Raw genomic sequence first — 16135 nt, 5'->3', positions numbered from 1 at the left:
GAACCCGCGGCGGCTTGACGATGCTTCGGTTCGGGGCGGCCCGAAGGCCGCCCGGCCCGTGGTTCAGGCCGCGAGCGAGCGCAGCACGTAGGGCAGGATCCCGCCGTTGCGGAAGTATTCCAGCTCGTCCAGCGTATCGATGCGGCAGGTCAGCGGCACCTCCTGCTTGGTGCCGTCGGCGGACGTGATCTCGGCGGTCAGGGTCTGGCGCGGCTTCAGCTCGCCCGAGATGCCCTTGATCGTGATGGTCTCGTCGCCCTTGAGGCCGAGCGAGGACCACGAGGTCTCGCCCTGGAACACCAGCGGCACGATACCCATCCCGACGAGGTTCGAGCGGTGGATGCGCTCGAAGCTCTCGGCCACGACGGCGCGGACACCGAGCAGCTTGGTGCCCTTGGCCGCCCAGTCGCGCGACGAGCCGGTGCCGTATTCTTTGCCGGCGAAGACCACGAGCGGCGTCCCCTCGGCGGCGTATTTCTGCGCCGCGTCGTAGATGTACATCCGCTCGCCCGACGGCTGGAACAGGGTCCAGCCGCCCTCGACCACCTGGCCGGCGGGATCGCGCACCATCTGGTTCTTGATGCGGATGTTGGCGAAGGTGCCGCGCATCATCACCTGATGGTTGCCGCGCCGGGTCCCGTACTGGTTGAAGTCCTGCACCCGGACCTGATGCTCCTGCAGGTATTCGCCGGCGGGCGAGGCTGCGCGGATGTTGCCGGCCGGCGAGATGTGGTCGGTGGTGATCGAGTCGAGGAACAGGCCGAGGATGCGTGCGTCCTGGATGTCCTGGACCGGGGCCGGCTCCATGGTCATGCCCTCGAAGTAGGGCGGGTTCTGCACGTAGGTGGAGCCGCCGTTCCAGGCGAAGGTCTCGGCCTCGACGACCTCGACGCCCTGCCAGTTCGCGTCGCCGGTGAAGACGTCGGCGTAGCGCGACTTGAACAGCGCCGAGGTGATGTTCGCCTCGATGAACTGCGCCACCTCGGCCGTCGTCGGCCAGATGTCCTTGAGGTAGACCGGCTGACCGTCCGACCCGACGCCGAGCGGCTCTGTGGTGATGTCGATCTGCATCGAGCCGGCGAGCGCGTAGGCGACGACGAGCGGCGGCGAGGCGAGGTAGTTCGCCCGCACGTCGGGGTTCACGCGGCCCTCGAAGTTGCGGTTGCCCGAGAGCACGGCGGCGGCGACCACGTCGTTGTCGTTGATCGCCTTCGAGATCGCGGCCGGCAGCGGGCCGGAATTGCCGATGCAGGTGGTGCAGCCGAAGCCGACCAGATTGAAGCCCAGCGCGTCGAGCGGCTGCTGCAGCCCGGCCTTCTCGAGGTACTCGGCGACGACCTGGCTACCGGGCGCCAGCGACGTCTTCACCCAGGGCTTCGAGCGCAGGCCCTTGGCGACGGCGTTGCGGGCGAGCAGCCCGGCGCCGATCATCACCGACGGGTTCGAGGTGTTGGTGCAGCTCGTGATCGCCGCGATCACCACGTCGCCGTGGCCGATGTCGTAGTTCGCGCCCTCGACCGGGTAGCGCTTGGCGATGTCGGCGGCCTTGCGGAACTCGGTCTCCATCGAGCCGGCGAAGCCGGGCTTGGCGGCGTCGAGCAGCACCCGGTCCTGCGGGCGCTTCGGGCCGGCGAGCGAGGGCCGCACGTCGCCCATGTCGAGGGCGAGGGTGTCGGTGAAGACCGGGTCCGGGGTGTCGGCGTCGCGCCACATCCCCTGCGCCTTGGCGTAGGCCTCGACCAGGGCGATGCGCTCGTCGGTGCGGCCGGTGACCGTCAGGAAGTCGATGGTCTTGCGGTCGATCGGGAAGAAGCCGCAGGTCGCGCCGTATTCCGGCGCCATGTTCGAGATGGTGGCGCGGTCGGCGACCGCCATCGCGTCGAGGCCGGGGCCGTAGAATTCCACGAACTTGCCGACCACGCCCTTCTTGCGCAGCATCTGCGTGACGGTGAGCACGAGGTCGGTGGCGGTGGTGCCCTCGGGCAGCTTGCCGGAGAGCTTGAAGCCCACGACCTCGGGGATCAGCATCGACAGCGGCTGGCCGAGCATCGCGGCTTCCGCCTCGATGCCGCCGACGCCCCAGCCGAGCACGGCCATGCCGTTGACCATGGTGGTGTGCGAATCGGTGCCGACGAGCGAGTCGGGATAGGCGACCTCAGCCCCGTCCACCTTCTTCGTCCAGACGGTCTGCGACAGGTATTCGAGGTTGACCTGGTGGCAGATGCCGGTGCCGGGCGGGACCACGGAGAAGTTGTCGAACGCCGACTGGCCCCACTTGAGGAAGGTGTAGCGCTCGCCGTTGCGCTCGTATTCCAGCGCGACGTTGTCCGACAGCGCCTTCGGCGTGCCGAACTCGTCGACGATCACCGAGTGGTCGATCACGAGGTCGACCGGCACCAGCGGGTTGATCTTCTGGGGGTCGCCGCCCAGCGCCACCATGGCGTCGCGCATGGCCGCCAGGTCGACCACCGCCGGCACGCCGGTGAAGTCCTGCATCAGCACGCGCGAGGGGCGGAAGGCGATCTCGGTCTCGGTCTTGCCGCGGTTGTCGACCCAGGCGACGGTCGCCTCGATGTCGCCCTTCTTGACCGAGCGGTCGTCCTCGTAGCGCAGCAGGTTCTCGAGGATCACCTTCATCGAGAACGGCAGGGCGGTGGAGTTGGCGAGGCCGTTCTTCTCGGCCTCCGGGATCGAGTAGTAGGTATAGGTCTTGCCCGCCGCGGTAAGCGTCTGACGGGACTTGAAGCTGTCGAGTGAAGCCACGGCTGGTCTGATCCTCGCTGGCGTTTGTCGAACACGCGCAGGCATAACCCGCGCCACGAAACCGGTGTTCGGCCTGACTGCGCTCGCAGGGAGCGCGCGCCGCCCCGGGGGTGCCCGGGCAGGAGGGTGCGCGAGGAGCGAATTGGACGCTCGAAGGTCGCGCGGCGCAGCCTGGGGACCGTATAGAACGATTCGAATCTGCCCGCTACCGTGTCGCGGGTGACAGTGCCGCGAGGCTGTCCGCCCCCGCGGCCTTCTCCGCCCGGCTCAGGCGGTGGCCTCCGGCGCCGGGCCGCCGAAGCAGCGCCGCACCGCCGCCCAGAACGCGGCCTGCTCGTCCCGGGTGCAGAGCGCGACCCGCGCCTCCACGATCGCGCGGCCGGCGACCGCATCGGGGTCTTGGGCCATCTCGGCTTCCGTCCGGGCTTGCGGATCGTTCACGCGAAGCTTCGCGGAGTGCGAGGGCTTGGTCATGGCGACATCCTCCGTGTCGGCGGTGCGTCCCGGCGTCCCAAGATCGCGGAACGCCGCTTGCCCCGGGACGGGGGAGGTTGCGCGGCTCCGCCGCCTCGCGCAACCGGGCAAGGCGGCGCGGGGGCCGCGGGCTTCATCGTGATCGCAGGACGCGGCAGGGCGAATGGACGGATGCGCGCCGCCATCGTAAGCCTTGCGCGCGCTGGAGACTGCCATGCTCGCCCTCGACTTGCCGCCGGAGATCGAACGCCGCCTCGACGCCCTGGCCAGACGCACCGGCCGCAGCGCGGACGACCACGTGCGCGAGGCGATCCAGGACCATCTCGACGAGATCGAGGACGTCGAGATCGCGGAGAGCCGGGTCGCAGCCCTGCAGCGCGGCGAGAGCCAGGCCGTTCCCCTGCGGGCGGTTATGGACCGATATGGCTTGGCGGATTGAGTTCGAACGGTCCGCGGAACGCGAACTCGACAAGCTCGACCGAGAGACAACCACGCGGATTCTCCGCTTTCTTCAGGACCGCCTATCGCCCTCGAACGATCCGCGAAGCCTCGGTGAAGCGCTGAAGGGTTCGCGGCTGGGCGGCCTCTGGAAATATCGGGTCGGCGACTATCGGATCATTGCATCGATCGAGGACGAGACCGTTCGGATCGGCCACCGCCGGGCCGTCTACCGTTAAATCGAGACGTTTCACCTCCTGAACAGGCAACCTTCGTGCGGCTGACCGTTGACGCCCTCACTTGCCGCCGCTCGGGGCGAAGGATCTTCTCCGGGCTGTCCTTCGCGATCGGTCCGGGCGAAGCGATCACCGTCACCGGCCGCAACGGGGCGGGCAAGTCGAGCCTGCTCGCGATCCTGTCCGGGCGGCTGCGGCCGGATTCCGGGCGCCTCACCGTCCACGACATGGGCGAAGCGGCGCTTCCCGAATGCTTGCACGCGGTCGGCCATCGCGACGGGCTGAAGAGCAGCCTGACGGCGGCCGAGAACCTCGCCTTCGCCCAAAGCCTACTGGGGACGAAGCGGCTGAGCCCGCGGGCGGCGCTCGACCGGCTCGGCCTCGCCCACGCCCTGGACCTGCCGGTCGCCTACCTGTCCGCCGGGCAGCGGCGCCGGGTGGCGCTCGCCCGCCTCCTCGTCTGCGCCCGCCCGCTCTGGCTTCTCGACGAGCCGACGGCGGCCCTCGACACCGCGTCGCAGGGCGTGCTCGCCGGGCTGATGGCCGAGCATCGGGCGGCGGGCGGCCTCGTCATCGCCGCCACCCACCAGGCCCTCGGCCTCGACGACGCGCGCAACCTCCACATCGCGCAGGCCGCGCCGCGGGCGCCCGAGCCGGCGGCCGACTCGGAGGAGGTTTGGGCGTGATCCGCATCCTCGTCGCCCTCGTCGCCCGCGACCTGACGCTGGCCTCCCGCGTCGGCGGGTCGGGCATGCTGTCGCTGGTCTTCTTCCTGATGATCGTCGCGCTGGTGCCGTTCGCGCTCGGCCCCGACCTCAACCTGCTCTCGCGGATCGGCCCGGCGATCCTGTGGCTCTCGGCGGTGCTGGCGACGCTGATCGGACTCGACCGCCTGTTCCAGGCCGACGAGGAGGATGGCTCCCTCGACCTGATGACCGCGGCCCCGGTTCCGCTCGAACTCGTGGTGCTGGCCAAGGTGATCGCGCACTGGCTCACCACCGGGCTGCCGCTGGCGCTGGCCTCGCCGCTGTTCGGGCTGCTGGTGGCGCTGGACGGCACCGCCATGGCCGCGACCGCGCTGACGCTGCTCGTGGGCACGCCGGCGCTCACCTTCGTGGGTGCGGTGGGCGCCGCGCTCACCGCCTCGATCCGTCGGGGCGGCCTGATCCTCGCCGTGCTGGTGCTGCCCCTGATGATCCCGACGCTGATCTTCGGCGTCTCGGCGGCGCAGTCGGCGCTCGGTGGCACCGTGCCCTTCGCGACCCCGCTGATGATCCTGACCGGCCTCAGCCTGATCGCGGCCCTGGTCGGGACCTTCGCCGCGGCGGCGGCCCTGCGCTGGTCGGAATGAGCCCGGGACGCTGAGGCAAGAGATCGGAACGGAGGTGCAATTTCCTTTGCGCCGCACTGCCTTATCAGACGTCCTGCAGGGGCGGCGCGAAGGGTTCGCCCGCCCTGTCAGATTCGATGGGGACGTACCGATGAAGACCCTGATGTCCGCGCTGCTCCTGGCGCTTCTCGCGACCGCACCCGCCGCCGCCGCCGGCGCCTTCGCCGTGGACACCGAAGAGGGCCAGAAGGCCGGCGACGAGGGCTACGGCATCGGCTGGGGCGATTCGCGCGAGGCCGCCGGCGCCGCCGCGATGCGGCAATGCGCCAAGATGGGCAACGACAACTGCAAGGTCGTGGCCCGCTTCGACAGCTGCGGCGCCTACGTCTCCAACCGCACCACCTACGGCGTCGGCTGGGGCCGCACCGAGGCCGCCGCCAAGGAGATGGCCTTCGACAAGTGTCCGAACTGCAAGCTCGTCCTTTCCGAGTGCGAATGATCCGGGGCGCCTGAACGCCGACGGGCTTCCGGGTCCGCGAAGCACGATCCTTCCGCGCTCGACCTTGCGCCGTGGCATCATCGCGCGATATGTACGTTCTCCTGTACAGATCGGATGGTTGTCATGGCGCAAGTCGGCTTGACCGAGCTTCGGCGGAACTTCGCCGCGCATCTCGACCAGGTTGAGAACGACCGATCGGAACTGGTCGTCACGCGGCAGAACCACGAGCCTCTCGTGATTCTGCCGCTCGCAGAACTCGATCAGCTGCGCGAGACGCTCCATCTCCTCGGCACGCCGGCCAACGCGAAGCGGCTTCTCGAAGCCGCCGCCCAGATCGAGGCCGGTGGCGGGTCCGAACACGATCTGATCGAGGGGTGAAGCTCCTCTGGGCCGACCACGCCTGGGAAGATTACCTGTTCTGGCAGGCATCCGACCCCGCAACCCTCAAGCGCATCAACGATTTGATCCGCGAGGTCCGGCGGACGCCGTTCACCGGCATCGGCAAACCCGAGCCACTGCGCGGCAACCTGAGCGGATGGTGGTCTCGGCGGATCACCGGCTCCCACCGCCTCGTCTACCGGGTCGGCGGCCATGGTGAGACGCAGGCCGTCGAGATCCTGCAATGCCGGTGGCGCTACGCCTGAGCTCGGCGGCCTCCAGCTCGGCGTCCCCCTGCGCCAGACGTGCGCATTGCCGCTGCACCGCACCCCGCGCTAAGACATGGCCCATGTCGACGCCCCTCTGGACGCGCCTGTCCAACCCGAGCCACTTCATGCGCTGGTCCGGCACGCTGGTGCCGTGGCTCGCCGCGATCTCGACCGCGATCCTCGCGCTCGGGCTGTACCTGTCGTGGTTCGTCGCCCCGCCAGACTACCAGCAGGGCGAGACCGTGCGGATCATGTTCATCCACGTGCCTGCGGCCTGGCTCGGGGTGTTCTTCTACGGCTCGATGAGCCTGTCGGCGATCGGCACCTTGGTCTGGCGCCATCCGCTCGCCGACGTGGCGCAGCGCGCCGCAGCCCCGATCGGGGCGGCCTTCACCCTGATCTGCCTCGTCACCGGCTCGCTCTGGGGCAAGCCGATGTGGGGCACCTACTGGGTCTGGGACGCGCGGCTCACCTCGATGCTGATCCTGTTCCTGATCTATTGCGGCATCATTGCCCTGTGGCGGACGATGGAGGATCCGAACCGGGCCGCCCGCTCCGTCGCGATCCTGACGCTCGTCGGCGCGATCAACCTGCCGATCATCAAGTTCTCCGTGAACTGGTGGTCGACTCTGCACCAGCCGGCCTCGATCCTGCGCATGGGCGGCTCGACCATCGACCCGTCGATGCTCTACCCGCTGCTGGTGATGATCGGTGCCGCCACCCTCGGCGGCACCACTCTGCACCTCTACGCGATGCGCACCGAGATCATGCGCCGCCGCGTGCGGACGCTGACGATCCGCGAGGCGGAGCGCCTCGACGCCGGCTCGACCGTGACGGCCTCCGAGGCCGGTCGCGCCCTGCCCCTCGGCCAGGCGGTCTGATCGCGGACGCGCCGTCCGCAAGGGAGATGCGGCTGATGACCAAGGCGAGCCCGACGAAAGCGAGCACCTGCCTGTGGTTCGGCACCGACGCGGAGGCGGCGGTCCGCCTCTACGTCGACCTCGTTCCGGACTCGCGCATCGACCGCATCCAGCGCGCGCCGGGCGCGTGGCCGGGCGGGGCGGCCGGCGATGCGATCCTCGTCGCCTTCACCCTCGGCGGCCAGAGTTTTCAGGCGCTGAACGGCGGCACGCCGGCCGAGTACGGCATGGCGGCCTCGATCTCGGTCGCCTGCGCCGACCAGGCGGAGGTCGACCGGCTCTGGGCGGGCCTCATCGCCGACGGGGGCGGCGCCATCATGTGCGGCTGGCTTCGCGACCGCTGGGGCGTGCCCTGGCAGATCGTGCCGGAGGTGCTGCCGCGCCTCCTGGCCGACCCCAACCCCGCCGTCTCGGCCCGCGTCTTCGCGGCCATGCAGACCATGGTCAAGCTGGACGTCGCCGCCCTCGAGCGGGCGGCGCAGGCATGAGCGCGCTTCTGCACAAGCTCCTTCGGATTTCATAAACGCATGAGTCTCGACCTCGGCAGCCACGGCGGCTTCATTCTCGCCTCCTACGCCTTCACCGCGCTGGTGATGGCGGGGCTCGTGCTCAACGCGGTCCGCGACCGGCGCGCGCAGCGGCGGGCGCTGTCCCAGCTCCAGGCGGAGGATCGCCGGTGAGCGTCGAGACCCCTCCGGAGCCGGTCCGCCGCTCGCTCCTCGTCGTCGTCCCGGTGCTGGCCTTCGCGGTGCTGGCGGCGGTGTTCTTCCTGCGCCTGCGCTCCGGCGCCGACCCAGCCGCCCTCCCCTCGGCGCTGATCGGCAAGCCGGTGCCGAGCTTCACCCTGCCGGCGGTGGCCGGCCTCACCGCCGACGGCAAGCCGGTGCCCGGCCTGTCGAGCGCCGACCTGAAGGGCGGCGTCACGGTGCTCAACGTCTGGGCCTCGTGGTGCGCGCCGTGCCAGGTCGAGCATCCGATGCTGATGCGCTTGGCGCGCGAGCCCGGCATCCGGCTCGTCGGGATCGACTACAAGGACGCCGCCGAGAACGGACGCCGGTTCCTGACGCGCAACGGCGTGCCGTTCCAGGCGGTGGGCCACGACGAGACCGGCCGCGTCGGCATCGATTTCGGTGTCTACGGCGTGCCCGAGACCTTCATCATCGGCCCGGACGGCGTGATCCGCGACAAGCTCGTCGGTATCGTCACCCCGGAAAATCTCGCCGAGGTGATCGCCAAGATCCGCGCGGCCGGCAAGGTAGCCGCGAAGTAGGAAGGAAATTCTTCGTTGGCCCTGGCGGGCCGTCCGCCGCACCGGCGGCGGCGCGCGGTCGCGCTTGCCGCCGGCCGACGCCGTCGGGGCTGTCTCTGCGCGAGAACCTGCGCGCCGTTACACGTCGGACTTCCTGCGCTCGTAGCGGGTCAATAGCGGCGTCTGGGCGAGCGCGAACACGACGGTGAGCGGCATGATGCCGAACACCTTGAAGTTCACCCAGAAATCTTCGCTCTGCGTCCGCCACACCGCCTCGTTGAGCACGGCGAGCGCCAGGAAGAACAGCCCCCAGCGGAAGGTCAGCTTCCGCCAGCCCTCGTCGGTGAGCGAGAACACCGAGTCGAGCACCACCGAGAGCAGGGACTTGCCGAAGGCGAGGCCGCCGAGCAGCACCAGGCCGAACAGCGTGTTCACGATGGTGGGCTTCACCATGATGAAGGTCTTGTCCTGCAGGTAGAGCGTCAGCCCGCCGAAGACGACGACCACCACGCCCGACACCATCGGCATGATCGGCAGCCGGCGCACCAGGGCGAAGTGCACGGCGAGCGCCACGACGGTCGCCACGATGAACACCCCGGTCGCCACGAACAGCTTCTGGTCGGGGTCTACGCCGAAGCGCTCGGCGTAGGCGTTGCCGAGGAAGAAGATCACCAGCGGCCCGAGTTCGAGCGCCAGCTTGGGGAGCGGCGCGAGGTGTCGGCGCGGGGGTACGGATTCGATCTGCATCATGCTGGCCAGGGAGCCGGAACGGGCCCATCGCGTCGATGCGTCTGTATCGATGACGACGGGTGCGGTCCACCGGGGCTGCCGGCACGGGCCGGATGCCGGCCGGCCCTGCGCCATCGTGTCCTCGCCCCCGTCAACGCGCCTCGGCGAAACGGCGGACGGTGGCCGGCACGCCCACTTCGAACGGGGTCGGCACGAAGCCGAAGCGGCGGGCGAACTTGCCGCCGTCGATCACGTAGGCACGATCCCAGGTGAATCCGACATCGGCCACCTCGCGCGCGAAGCGGTAGACCAGCCCGAGCGGCCGCAGCATCGCGAAGGGGACGGCCCACAGCCTGAGCCGCTTGCCGAGCACGCCGGCGCCCATCGTCAGCAGGGCGCGCGGGCTCCGCGTCGGCGCGCACGGAACGTTCCAGGCCTGCCCGAAATCCGCGTCGGGGGCGTCGAGAAGCAGCAAAGCCGCCCGCGCGACGTCCGGGACGTAGGCGAAGTCGTGCGCCGTGTCGGCCGGCACGAGCAATTGCGCCGGCCGGCCCTTCGCCAGCGCACCGAATGCGAAGGCGCCGAGATGGGAGTTGGCGACGCCGGGTCCGTAGAAATCGGAGCAGCGCAGGGCCGCCACCGGCACGCGGGCTCGCGCTCCCTGCCAGATCCGGGTGACCTCGGCCAGGATCGCCGGCTTCTCGCCGCCTGCGGTCAGCGGCATGTCCTCGGTGCGCGGCGCCGTCTGCGGCCCGAGTTGGTAGAGGTTGTCGATGAAGACCAGCCGCGCCCCCGCCTCGGCGCAGCCCTCGACCACGGCGTGCATCGTTCGCGGCCAGGCCGTCCGCCACACCCGCGCGTCGTAGGGGAAGCCGACCGCGAGTACCGCCTGCGCCGACCCGTCGAGCGCGCGCCGCACGTCGGCAGGATTCAGGACGTCGCAGACCTGATGCTCGACGCCGGCCTGGAGGTCCGCCGGGCGTGTGCGGGTTGCGACCCGCACGCGGTCTCCGCGTGCGGCCAGCCGCTCGGCGATCGGCCGCCCGACCGCGCCGTAGCCGAAGATCGTGATCTGCTGCGTCATCGTCCTGTCCCTCATCGCTGAAGGCAGGACGATGCACCTCGGCGGGCACATCGAAAATTGGCTAAGTCCGTGGTCCTGCTATACGCAAACGGATGAACCACGATCCCGATTGGGCGCTCTATCGCACTCTGCTCGCCGTGCTCGACGCTGGCTCGCTGTCGGCAGCCGCGCGTGCGCTCGGGACGACGCAACCGACCGTCGCCCGCCACGTGGATGCGCTGGAGTCGGCGCTGGGCGCCGACCTGTTCGTGCGGTCGCAGCGCGGGCTCGAACCGACCGAGCTTGCGGTGTCGCTGCGCCCGCACGCGCGGACCATGGCGACGACCGCCGCCGCGTTGCTGCGGGCCGCCAGCGGCGCCCAGGGCGACTTCGCCGGGACGGTGCGGATCACGGCGAGCGACGTCGTCGGCGTCGAGCACTTGCCGCCGATCCTGACCCGGCTCAGGCGGGCGCATCCCGCTCTGGCGATCGAGCTGGCGCTCTCGGACGTGGTCGGCGACCTGCTCGCGCGCGAGGCGGACATCGCGATCCGCATGGTCGAGCCGACCCAGGGGGCGTTGCTGGCGCGCCGCCTGCCGCCGGTGGATCTCGGGTTCCACGCCCACCGCGACTACCTGGACCGAGCCGGGACGCCGGCCGCCATCGGCGACCTCTCAGCCCATGACGTGATCGGCTACGACACCGAGACCCCGGCGCTTCGGGCCATGGCCGCCCGGTTGCCGCCGCTCGACCGGCGCACGTTCGCTCTGAGGGCCGACAGCAACCTCGCCCAGGTCGCCGCGATCCGGTCAGGGTTCGGCATCGGCATCTGCCAGGTGGCGATCGCCGGGCGCGACCCGGCGCTGGTGCGCGTCCTGCCCGCGATCACCCTGACGCTGCCCCTCTGGATCGTGATGCACGAGGACCTGAAGACGAACGCCCGCTGTCGCGCGGTGTTCGATGCCTTGGTCGAAGGGCTCGACCTTTCGGAGGCGGCACCCGGCGCGACGGCGACCTGCTGACGACCCGCGACTGCACTGCAGGCCGTTCGGTCCGCGTCGGGCGTCAGCCCTTCTCCAGCCCCGCGATCGCCCGCGCGAAGTCGCGCGCCGCGAACGGCTCCAGGTCGTCGACGCCCTCGCCGACGCCGATGAAGTGCACCGGCAGGCCGAACTTCGCGGCCAGCGCGATCAGGATGCCGCCGCGGGCTGTGCCGTCGAGCTTGGTCATCACCAGCCCCGAGACCGGCGCGGCTTTCGAGAACAGCTCGACTTGGGACAGGGCGTTCTGGCCGACGGTGGCGTCGAGAACCAGCAGCGTCGCATGCGGCGCCTCGGGATCGCTCTTGCGCAGCACGCGGATGATCTTTTCCAGCTCCGCCATCAGCCCGGCCTTGTTCTGCAGCCGGCCGGCGGTGTCGATCAGGAGCACGTCGGTGCCCTCGGCCTTCGCGCGCTTGAGGGCGTCGAAGGCCAGCCCCGCCGCGTCCGCGCCCTGCGCCCCGCTCACCACCGGCGTGCCGGTGCGCTCGCCCCAGACCTTCAGCTGCTCGATCGCGGCGGCGCGGAAGGTGTCGCCCGCCGCCAGCATCACCGAGCGGCCCTCCGCCTTAAGGCTGAGCGACAGCTTGCCCAGCGTCGTGGTCTTGCCGGCGCCGTTCACGCCGATCATCAGGATCACGAACGGCTTCTTGGTGGGATCGACGACCAGGGGCTTGGCCACCGGCTCCAGCGCCCGCTCGACCTCGGTCGCCAGGATCGCCCGGACCTCGTCGGGGGAGATGCCCTTCTCGTAGCGGCCCTTGCCCACGGCATCCGAGATCCGCGTCGCGGTCTCGACGCCGAAATCGGCCTGGATCAGCGCGTCCTCCAGGTCCTCCAAGGTGTTGGCGTCGAGCTTGCGCTTCGTGAACAGGCCGGTGACCCGGTCGGACAGGGCCGACGAGGTCCGCTTCATCCCCGAGGTCAGCCGGGTCCACCAGCCGCGCTTCTCCGACGCCGGCTCCGATGCCGTCTCGTCGTCGGCGAGGGCGTCGTGAGCGAGCGCGGCCGCGACGTCGACCGGTTGGATGTCCGGCGCGCCGGCGCCGGCCTCAGGCCCAGCGTCGGGCGCGGTCACCGGCTCGCGGGCGACCGTCGTGGTGTCGGCAGGCTCGGCGCCGCGGGCCGGGTCGTCGCCGGCGGTGCCGGAGGGGGGCGTCTCGGGCTCGCCCGCGATCGGCTGAAGGTCGGCGCCTTCGATCTCGTCGGGCACCGCGTTCCGCTCGGGGTCGACCGGCGACGGCTCGGCCGGCGGCAGCGGCACGTGCGCCACGTCGTCGGCAGCCGTGGCGAAGTCCGGCTGCCCTTCCGCCGGGGAGGCGGGCGAGTCCGGCGGCGGCTCGGGGGCTTCGGTCGCGCCCTTGCGCCCGAACAGGCGGCCGAACCAGCCCGGCTTCTCGTCTTGGCTCATGTCGTCCTTGCTCCCGCGCCCCGGCACCGTTAGCCGGGAGGCATGTCGTCGCCTGCCGCATTCTCGTCTGACATAGGCGCGCGCCTGCTCTACCGCGATGCCCTGGTCCTCGTCATCGACAAGCCCGCGGGTTTGCCGGTGCATCCGGGGCCCAAGGGCGGCGAGACCCTGACCGACCACCTCGACGGCCTGCGCTTCGGCCTGCCGCGGCGCCCGGAGGCCGCGCACCGGCTCGACCGCGACACCTCCGGCTGCTTAGCCCTCGGGCGTCATGCGCAGGCGCTGGCGCGCCTCAACAAGCTGTTCGCCAACGCGCAGGCGCGGAAGACTTACTGGGCGCTGGTCGAGGGTGCGCCCCCGGACGACGAGGGCCAGATCGACCTGCCGCTCGCACGGCGGTCGAGCGATCCACGCTCGTGGTGGATGAAGGCCGACCCGGCCGGCGACCCGTCGACGACGCGCTGGCGCGTGCTCGGTCGGTCCGCGAGCCAGGCCTGGCTCGAGCTGATCCCGGTCACCGGCCGCACCCATCAGCTCCGGGTGCACTGCGCCGCATCGGGGTTCCCGATCGTCGGGGATCCGATCTACGGCACCGCGGCCCGCCACGGCGGCCCCGGCCTGCAACTGCATGCGCGCGGCCTCGCCTTGCCGCTCTACCCGAAGAAGCCGCCCGTGGTCGCCGAGGCGCCGGCACCCGAGCACATGCGGGACGGGCTGTCGGCCTGCGGCTGGGCCGGGTGACCCTCGGACCGGGGCGGCCACGCGCCGGTTCGCTTGCGATCAGGCGGCCAGCAGCGCGCGGCCGTCGTGCCCGGCGATCGTCACGTCGAGGATCGTGCCGGGCTCCGCCGCGATCCGCACCGGCGTGAACCCTTCGGTGCGGCCGACGCCGCCGCGCTCCGCCAGCACCCGGTGCGACCGGCCGACCTCGCCGTCGAGGTGGCGGAGGAGGGCCGCCTCGCCCGCCGCACGCAGGCGCGCGGCGCGGGCGCGGACGACCTCGGGCGCAACCGGCGGCATCCGCGCGGCCGGCGTCCCCGGGCGGGGCGAGTACGGGAAGACGTGGAGATGCGTCAGCCCGCATTCCGCGACGAGGTCGAGGGAGCGGGCGAACTGGTCCTCGGTCTCGGTCGGGAAGCCGGCGATGAGGTCGGCGCCGAACACCGCGTCCGGCCGCAGGCGCCGCACCGCGTCGCAGAAGCGGATCGCGTCGGCGCGCCCATGCCGGCGCTTCATCCGCTTGAGCACGAGGTCGTCGCCGGCCTGGAGCGACAGGTGCAGGTGCGGCATCAGCCGGGGCTCGTCGCCGATCGCCCGCATCAGGGTGTCGTCGGCCTCGATCGAATCGATCGAGGACAGGCGCAGGCGCGACAGCTCCGGCACCGCGGCGAGGATCGCCAGGACCAGCGTGCCGAGGCTCTCGCCAGCGTTCGAGAAGTCGCGGCCGTAGGCGGTGAGGTCGACGCCGGTCAGCACGACCTCGCGCCCACCGTGGGCGACGATGCGCCGGACCTGCGCGATCGCCGCGTCGGGCGCCACCGAGCGCGAATGCCCGCGCCCGAACGGGATGACGCAGAAGGTGCAGCGGTGGTCGCAGCCGTTCTGCACAGGCACGAAGGCGCGGGTGTGCCCGGCCACGCCCGCGATCCGCGTCGGCTCGGCGTGCCGGGCGGCGAACACGTCGCCGACCGCGTCGCGCGCACCTTTCGCGTCCGGCCGCCAGGCCGCGGGCGAGAGCTTGTCGCCGTTGCCGACCAGCCGGGCGACCTCGGGCATCGCGGCGTAGGCGGCGGTCTCGATCTGCGCGCCGCAGCCGGTGACGACGATCTCGGCGTCGGGCCGCTCGCGGTGCAGGCGGCGGATCGCCTTGCGCGCCTGCCTCCCGGCTTCCGTGGTGACGGCGCAGGTGTTGACCACGACGCGGTCGCGCCCATGCGCTCCTGGCTCCGCAAGGCCGCGCATCACCTCGGCCTCGACCGTGTTCAGCCGGCAGCCGAAGGTCAGCGTCTCGACCGCCATCAGGCGGCGTCCTGGGCGAACAGGGCGGGTGCGAACCGGCCTTCGGCGACGAGGAAGACCGGGCCGGTCATCAGCACGTGGTCGTCGGCGCGCCACTCCACGAACAGGTCGCCGCCGGGCAGGCTCACGGTGGCCTGCCGGCCGATCATCCTGAGGCGCGAGGCGGCGACGACGGCGGCGCAGGCGGCGGTGCCGCAGGCCAGCGTCAAGCCGGCGCCGCGCTCCCAGACCCGGAGCTTGATCGCCTCCCGCCCCCGGACCTGCGCCACAGAGATGTTGGCGCGCTCGGGGAAGATCGGATGGTTCTCCAGCATCGGGCCGATCTGCCCGAGGTCGAACGTGTCGGGGTCGCGATCGGTGAAGAAGACCGCGTGCGGGTTGCCCATGTTCACCGCGCCCGGCGAATGCAGGATGGGGTCGTCGATCGGCCCGATCTGCAGCTCGATCCGCCGCGTGTCCGGGAACGGATCGCGCAGCGGGATCTCGTTCCAGGCGAGGCGCGGGCGGCCCATGTCGACGGTGAAGGAGCGTTCGGCGACGCGCTTGACCTCGACGCGGCCGGCGACCGTCTCCAGCACCAGCCGCCCGGTCTCGACGGGCCGCGCCATGGCCGGGTCGTCGAGCATCGCGTAGGCGACGCAGCGGGTGCCGTTGCCGCAGGCGCCCGATTCCGAGCCGTCGGTGTTGTAGATCCGCATGAACGCGTCGGCGCCGCGGCTCGCGGAATCGTGCAGCACCATCAGCTGGTCGAAGCTCGAGGCCGGATCGGCGGCGATGGCGCGCGCCTCCTCGGGGGCGACGCGGATGTCGGTGCCGCGCAGGTCCAGCACCACGATCGCGTTGCCGGCGCCGTGCATCTTCAGGAAGCGTCTGTGGGCGAGTGCGCTCATGCGGCCATGGTGGTTCGAACCGCGTCGTCGCGGGGGTGGGGGCCGGGCGTCGTCCGAGAGCCCGTCGGAGCACCGTATATGGCAAGGCCGGCCTCCGGCGCGAGGGGCGTGGCAGATCCGCCGCGTCCGCGCACCGTGCGATCGGAACGCGCGTGCATGGCCTCGCGAAGGACGGTGTTCGTCACTACCTTCGGGCGAGACGGGACCGTACCGATTCGGTTCGCGGCGGCCTCGGCCGTAGCCTCGACGCCCTTGTCTCCTTTTCCTTTGCCTCCACTGCCCTCGCCTCCACTGCCTTCCCCGGAGCGCCGCCTTGACCCGCCCTCGCCTCACGCTCGTCGCCGGCCTCCTTGCCGCCTCCGCCGCCGCCTGCGGGAGCCTGCCCGCCCTGGCGCAGCAGCCCCCGCCGCCGGCCTCGACGGCGCCC

Annotated in this window: 20 protein-coding genes; 13 read left to right on the top strand and 7 right to left on the bottom strand. The window is 71.2% G+C overall.

Annotated features, from left to right (window positions below; all coding sequences use genetic code 11):
• Positions 1-63 precede the first annotated feature (63 nt).
• Entirely contained in the window at positions 64-2763 is a 2700-nt protein-coding gene (acnA, locus tag FV234_RS12395) for an aconitate hydratase AcnA (protein WP_147829557.1), read from the bottom strand.
• A 267-nt stretch (positions 2764-3030) separates the two neighbouring features.
• Complete coding sequence (locus tag FV234_RS12390; protein ID WP_147751427.1) at positions 3031-3237, bottom strand: hypothetical protein; 207 nt, start codon at positions 3235-3237, stop codon at positions 3031-3033.
• A gap of 214 nt (positions 3238-3451) precedes the next feature.
• Here FV234_RS12390 and FV234_RS12385 point away from each other — a divergent pair, with 214 nt between their 5' ends.
• The 11 genes from FV234_RS12385 (at position 3452) to FV234_RS12335 (ending at position 8577) form a co-directional block, all read left to right on the top strand.
• Positions 3452-3676 carry a ribbon-helix-helix protein, CopG family gene (locus tag FV234_RS12385; RefSeq protein ID WP_147751426.1) on the top strand — a complete coding sequence of 75 codons (225 nt, stop codon included), beginning with the start codon at positions 3452-3454 and terminating at the stop codon, positions 3674-3676.
• A complete protein-coding gene (locus FV234_RS12380) occupies positions 3660-3914 on the top strand; it encodes a type II toxin-antitoxin system RelE/ParE family toxin (protein ID WP_147829555.1) in 255 nt (84 codons plus the stop codon). The genes FV234_RS12385 and FV234_RS12380 overlap by 17 nt, the downstream gene beginning before the upstream one ends.
• A 35-nt stretch (positions 3915-3949) precedes the next feature.
• Entirely contained in the window at positions 3950-4597 is a 648-nt protein-coding gene (ccmA, locus tag FV234_RS12375; RefSeq protein ID WP_147829553.1) for a heme ABC exporter ATP-binding protein CcmA, read from the top strand.
• Positions 4594-5262 carry a heme exporter protein CcmB gene (ccmB, locus tag FV234_RS12370; RefSeq protein ID WP_147751423.1) on the top strand — a complete coding sequence of 223 codons (669 nt, stop codon included), beginning with the start codon at positions 4594-4596 and terminating at the stop codon, positions 5260-5262. Before ccmA ends, ccmB begins: the two co-directional genes overlap by 4 nt.
• A 130-nt stretch (positions 5263-5392) precedes the next feature.
• A complete protein-coding gene (locus FV234_RS12365) occupies positions 5393-5740 on the top strand; it encodes a DUF4189 domain-containing protein (protein WP_147751422.1) in 348 nt (115 codons plus the stop codon).
• Between the two features lie 123 nt (positions 5741-5863).
• Positions 5864-6118, top strand: a complete 255-nt coding sequence (locus FV234_RS12360; protein ID WP_147751421.1) for a type II toxin-antitoxin system prevent-host-death family antitoxin — start codon at positions 5864-5866, stop codon at positions 6116-6118.
• A complete protein-coding gene (locus FV234_RS12355; protein WP_147751420.1) occupies positions 6115-6384 on the top strand; it encodes a Txe/YoeB family addiction module toxin in 270 nt (89 codons plus the stop codon). Before FV234_RS12360 ends, FV234_RS12355 begins: the two co-directional genes overlap by 4 nt.
• An 83-nt stretch (positions 6385-6467) precedes the next feature.
• On the top strand, positions 6468-7268 hold the full coding sequence (locus FV234_RS12350) for a heme ABC transporter permease (RefSeq protein ID WP_147751419.1): 801 nt from the start codon (positions 6468-6470) through the stop codon (positions 7266-7268).
• 35 nt (positions 7269-7303) lie between these two features.
• On the top strand, positions 7304-7795 hold the full coding sequence (locus FV234_RS12345) for a VOC family protein (protein ID WP_147829551.1): 492 nt from the start codon (positions 7304-7306) through the stop codon (positions 7793-7795).
• A 39-nt stretch (positions 7796-7834) separates the two neighbouring features.
• Positions 7835-7987: a heme exporter protein CcmD gene (gene ccmD / locus FV234_RS12340; RefSeq protein ID WP_147829549.1), complete on the top strand. Its 153-nt coding sequence runs from the start codon at positions 7835-7837 to the stop codon at positions 7985-7987.
• Positions 7984-8577 carry a DsbE family thiol:disulfide interchange protein gene (locus FV234_RS12335; protein WP_147829547.1) on the top strand — a complete coding sequence of 198 codons (594 nt, stop codon included), beginning with the start codon at positions 7984-7986 and terminating at the stop codon, positions 8575-8577. The genes ccmD and FV234_RS12335 overlap by 4 nt, the downstream gene beginning before the upstream one ends.
• 117 nt (positions 8578-8694) lie before the next feature.
• Here FV234_RS12335 and FV234_RS12330 read toward each other — a convergent pair whose 3' ends face one another.
• Positions 8695-9303 (bottom strand): septation protein A, encoded by a 609-nt coding sequence (locus tag FV234_RS12330; RefSeq protein WP_147829618.1) that lies wholly within the window; start codon positions 9301-9303, stop codon positions 8695-8697.
• Between the two features lie 133 nt (positions 9304-9436).
• The gene (locus tag FV234_RS12325) at positions 9437-10369 is read right to left on the bottom strand and encodes an NAD-dependent epimerase/dehydratase family protein (RefSeq protein WP_147751415.1); all 933 of its coding nucleotides are present in this window, start codon (positions 10367-10369) and stop codon (positions 9437-9439) included.
• A gap of 92 nt (positions 10370-10461) precedes the next feature.
• Between FV234_RS12325 and FV234_RS12320 the strand changes: the two genes are divergently transcribed.
• Positions 10462-11370, top strand: a complete 909-nt coding sequence (locus FV234_RS12320) for a LysR family transcriptional regulator (protein WP_147829545.1) — start codon at positions 10462-10464, stop codon at positions 11368-11370.
• Positions 11371-11413: 43 nt separating this feature from the next.
• Here the strand turns inward: FV234_RS12320 and ftsY are convergent, their stop codons facing one another.
• Entirely contained in the window at positions 11414-12799 is a 1386-nt protein-coding gene (gene ftsY, locus FV234_RS12315; protein ID WP_147829543.1) for a signal recognition particle-docking protein FtsY, read from the bottom strand.
• A 42-nt stretch (positions 12800-12841) separates the two neighbouring features.
• On the opposite strand from ftsY, the gene FV234_RS12310 reads away from it, so the two are divergent.
• The gene (locus FV234_RS12310) at positions 12842-13540 is read left to right on the top strand and encodes an RluA family pseudouridine synthase (protein WP_147829541.1); all 699 of its coding nucleotides are present in this window, start codon (positions 12842-12844) and stop codon (positions 13538-13540) included.
• 39 nt (positions 13541-13579) lie between these two features.
• On the opposite strand, the gene mtaB is transcribed toward FV234_RS12310, so the two are convergent.
• Positions 13580-14818 carry a tRNA (N(6)-L-threonylcarbamoyladenosine(37)-C(2))-methylthiotransferase MtaB gene (gene mtaB, locus FV234_RS12305; protein WP_147829539.1) on the bottom strand — a complete coding sequence of 413 codons (1239 nt, stop codon included), beginning with the start codon at positions 14816-14818 and terminating at the stop codon, positions 13580-13582.
• The gene (gene dapF / locus FV234_RS12300; protein ID WP_147829537.1) at positions 14818-15708 is read right to left on the bottom strand and encodes a diaminopimelate epimerase; all 891 of its coding nucleotides are present in this window, start codon (positions 15706-15708) and stop codon (positions 14818-14820) included. The genes mtaB and dapF overlap by 1 nt, the downstream gene beginning before the upstream one ends.
• Positions 15709-16135: the final 427 nt, after the last annotated feature.

It is taken from the genome of Methylobacterium sp. WL8 (genome assembly GCF_008040045.1).
GTDB classification, from domain to species: Bacteria; Pseudomonadota; Alphaproteobacteria; order Rhizobiales; family Beijerinckiaceae; genus Methylobacterium; species Methylobacterium cerastii.
Note: the sequence above shows the minus strand (reverse complement) of the source record. Positions and strands in the feature narration are given on the sequence as shown.

Excerpts from the sequence above, each read along its gene's own strand:
- FV234_RS12320 (WP_147829545.1), top strand. The coding sequence starts at position 10,462 with ATGAACCACGATCCCGATTGGGCGCTCTATCGCACTCTGCTCGCCGTG.
- dapF (WP_147829537.1), bottom strand. The coding sequence starts at position 15,708 with ATGAGCGCACTCGCCCACAGACGCTTCCTGAAGATGCACGGCGCCGGC.
- FV234_RS12325 (WP_147751415.1), bottom strand. The coding sequence starts at position 10,369 with ATGACGCAGCAGATCACGATCTTCGGCTACGGCGCGGTCGGGCGGCCG.
- FV234_RS12360 (WP_147751421.1), top strand. The coding sequence starts at position 5,864 with ATGGCGCAAGTCGGCTTGACCGAGCTTCGGCGGAACTTCGCCGCGCAT.
- FV234_RS12365 (WP_147751422.1), top strand. The coding sequence starts at position 5,393 with ATGAAGACCCTGATGTCCGCGCTGCTCCTGGCGCTTCTCGCGACCGCA.
- ccmD (WP_147829549.1), top strand. The coding sequence starts at position 7,835 with ATGAGTCTCGACCTCGGCAGCCACGGCGGCTTCATTCTCGCCTCCTAC.
- ftsY (WP_147829543.1), bottom strand. The coding sequence starts at position 12,799 with ATGAGCCAAGACGAGAAGCCGGGCTGGTTCGGCCGCCTGTTCGGGCGC.
- FV234_RS12380 (WP_147829555.1), top strand. The coding sequence starts at position 3,660 with ATGGCTTGGCGGATTGAGTTCGAACGGTCCGCGGAACGCGAACTCGAC.
- FV234_RS12330 (WP_147829618.1), bottom strand. The coding sequence starts at position 9,303 with ATGCAGATCGAATCCGTACCCCCGCGCCGACACCTCGCGCCGCTCCCC.
- FV234_RS12350 (WP_147751419.1), top strand. The coding sequence starts at position 6,468 with ATGTCGACGCCCCTCTGGACGCGCCTGTCCAACCCGAGCCACTTCATG.
- mtaB (WP_147829539.1), bottom strand. The coding sequence starts at position 14,818 with ATGGCGGTCGAGACGCTGACCTTCGGCTGCCGGCTGAACACGGTCGAG.
- FV234_RS12390 (WP_147751427.1), bottom strand. The coding sequence starts at position 3,237 with ATGACCAAGCCCTCGCACTCCGCGAAGCTTCGCGTGAACGATCCGCAA.
- FV234_RS12310 (WP_147829541.1), top strand. The coding sequence starts at position 12,842 with ATGTCGTCGCCTGCCGCATTCTCGTCTGACATAGGCGCGCGCCTGCTC.
- FV234_RS12385 (WP_147751426.1), top strand. The coding sequence starts at position 3,452 with ATGCTCGCCCTCGACTTGCCGCCGGAGATCGAACGCCGCCTCGACGCC.
- FV234_RS12345 (WP_147829551.1), top strand. The coding sequence starts at position 7,304 with ATGACCAAGGCGAGCCCGACGAAAGCGAGCACCTGCCTGTGGTTCGGC.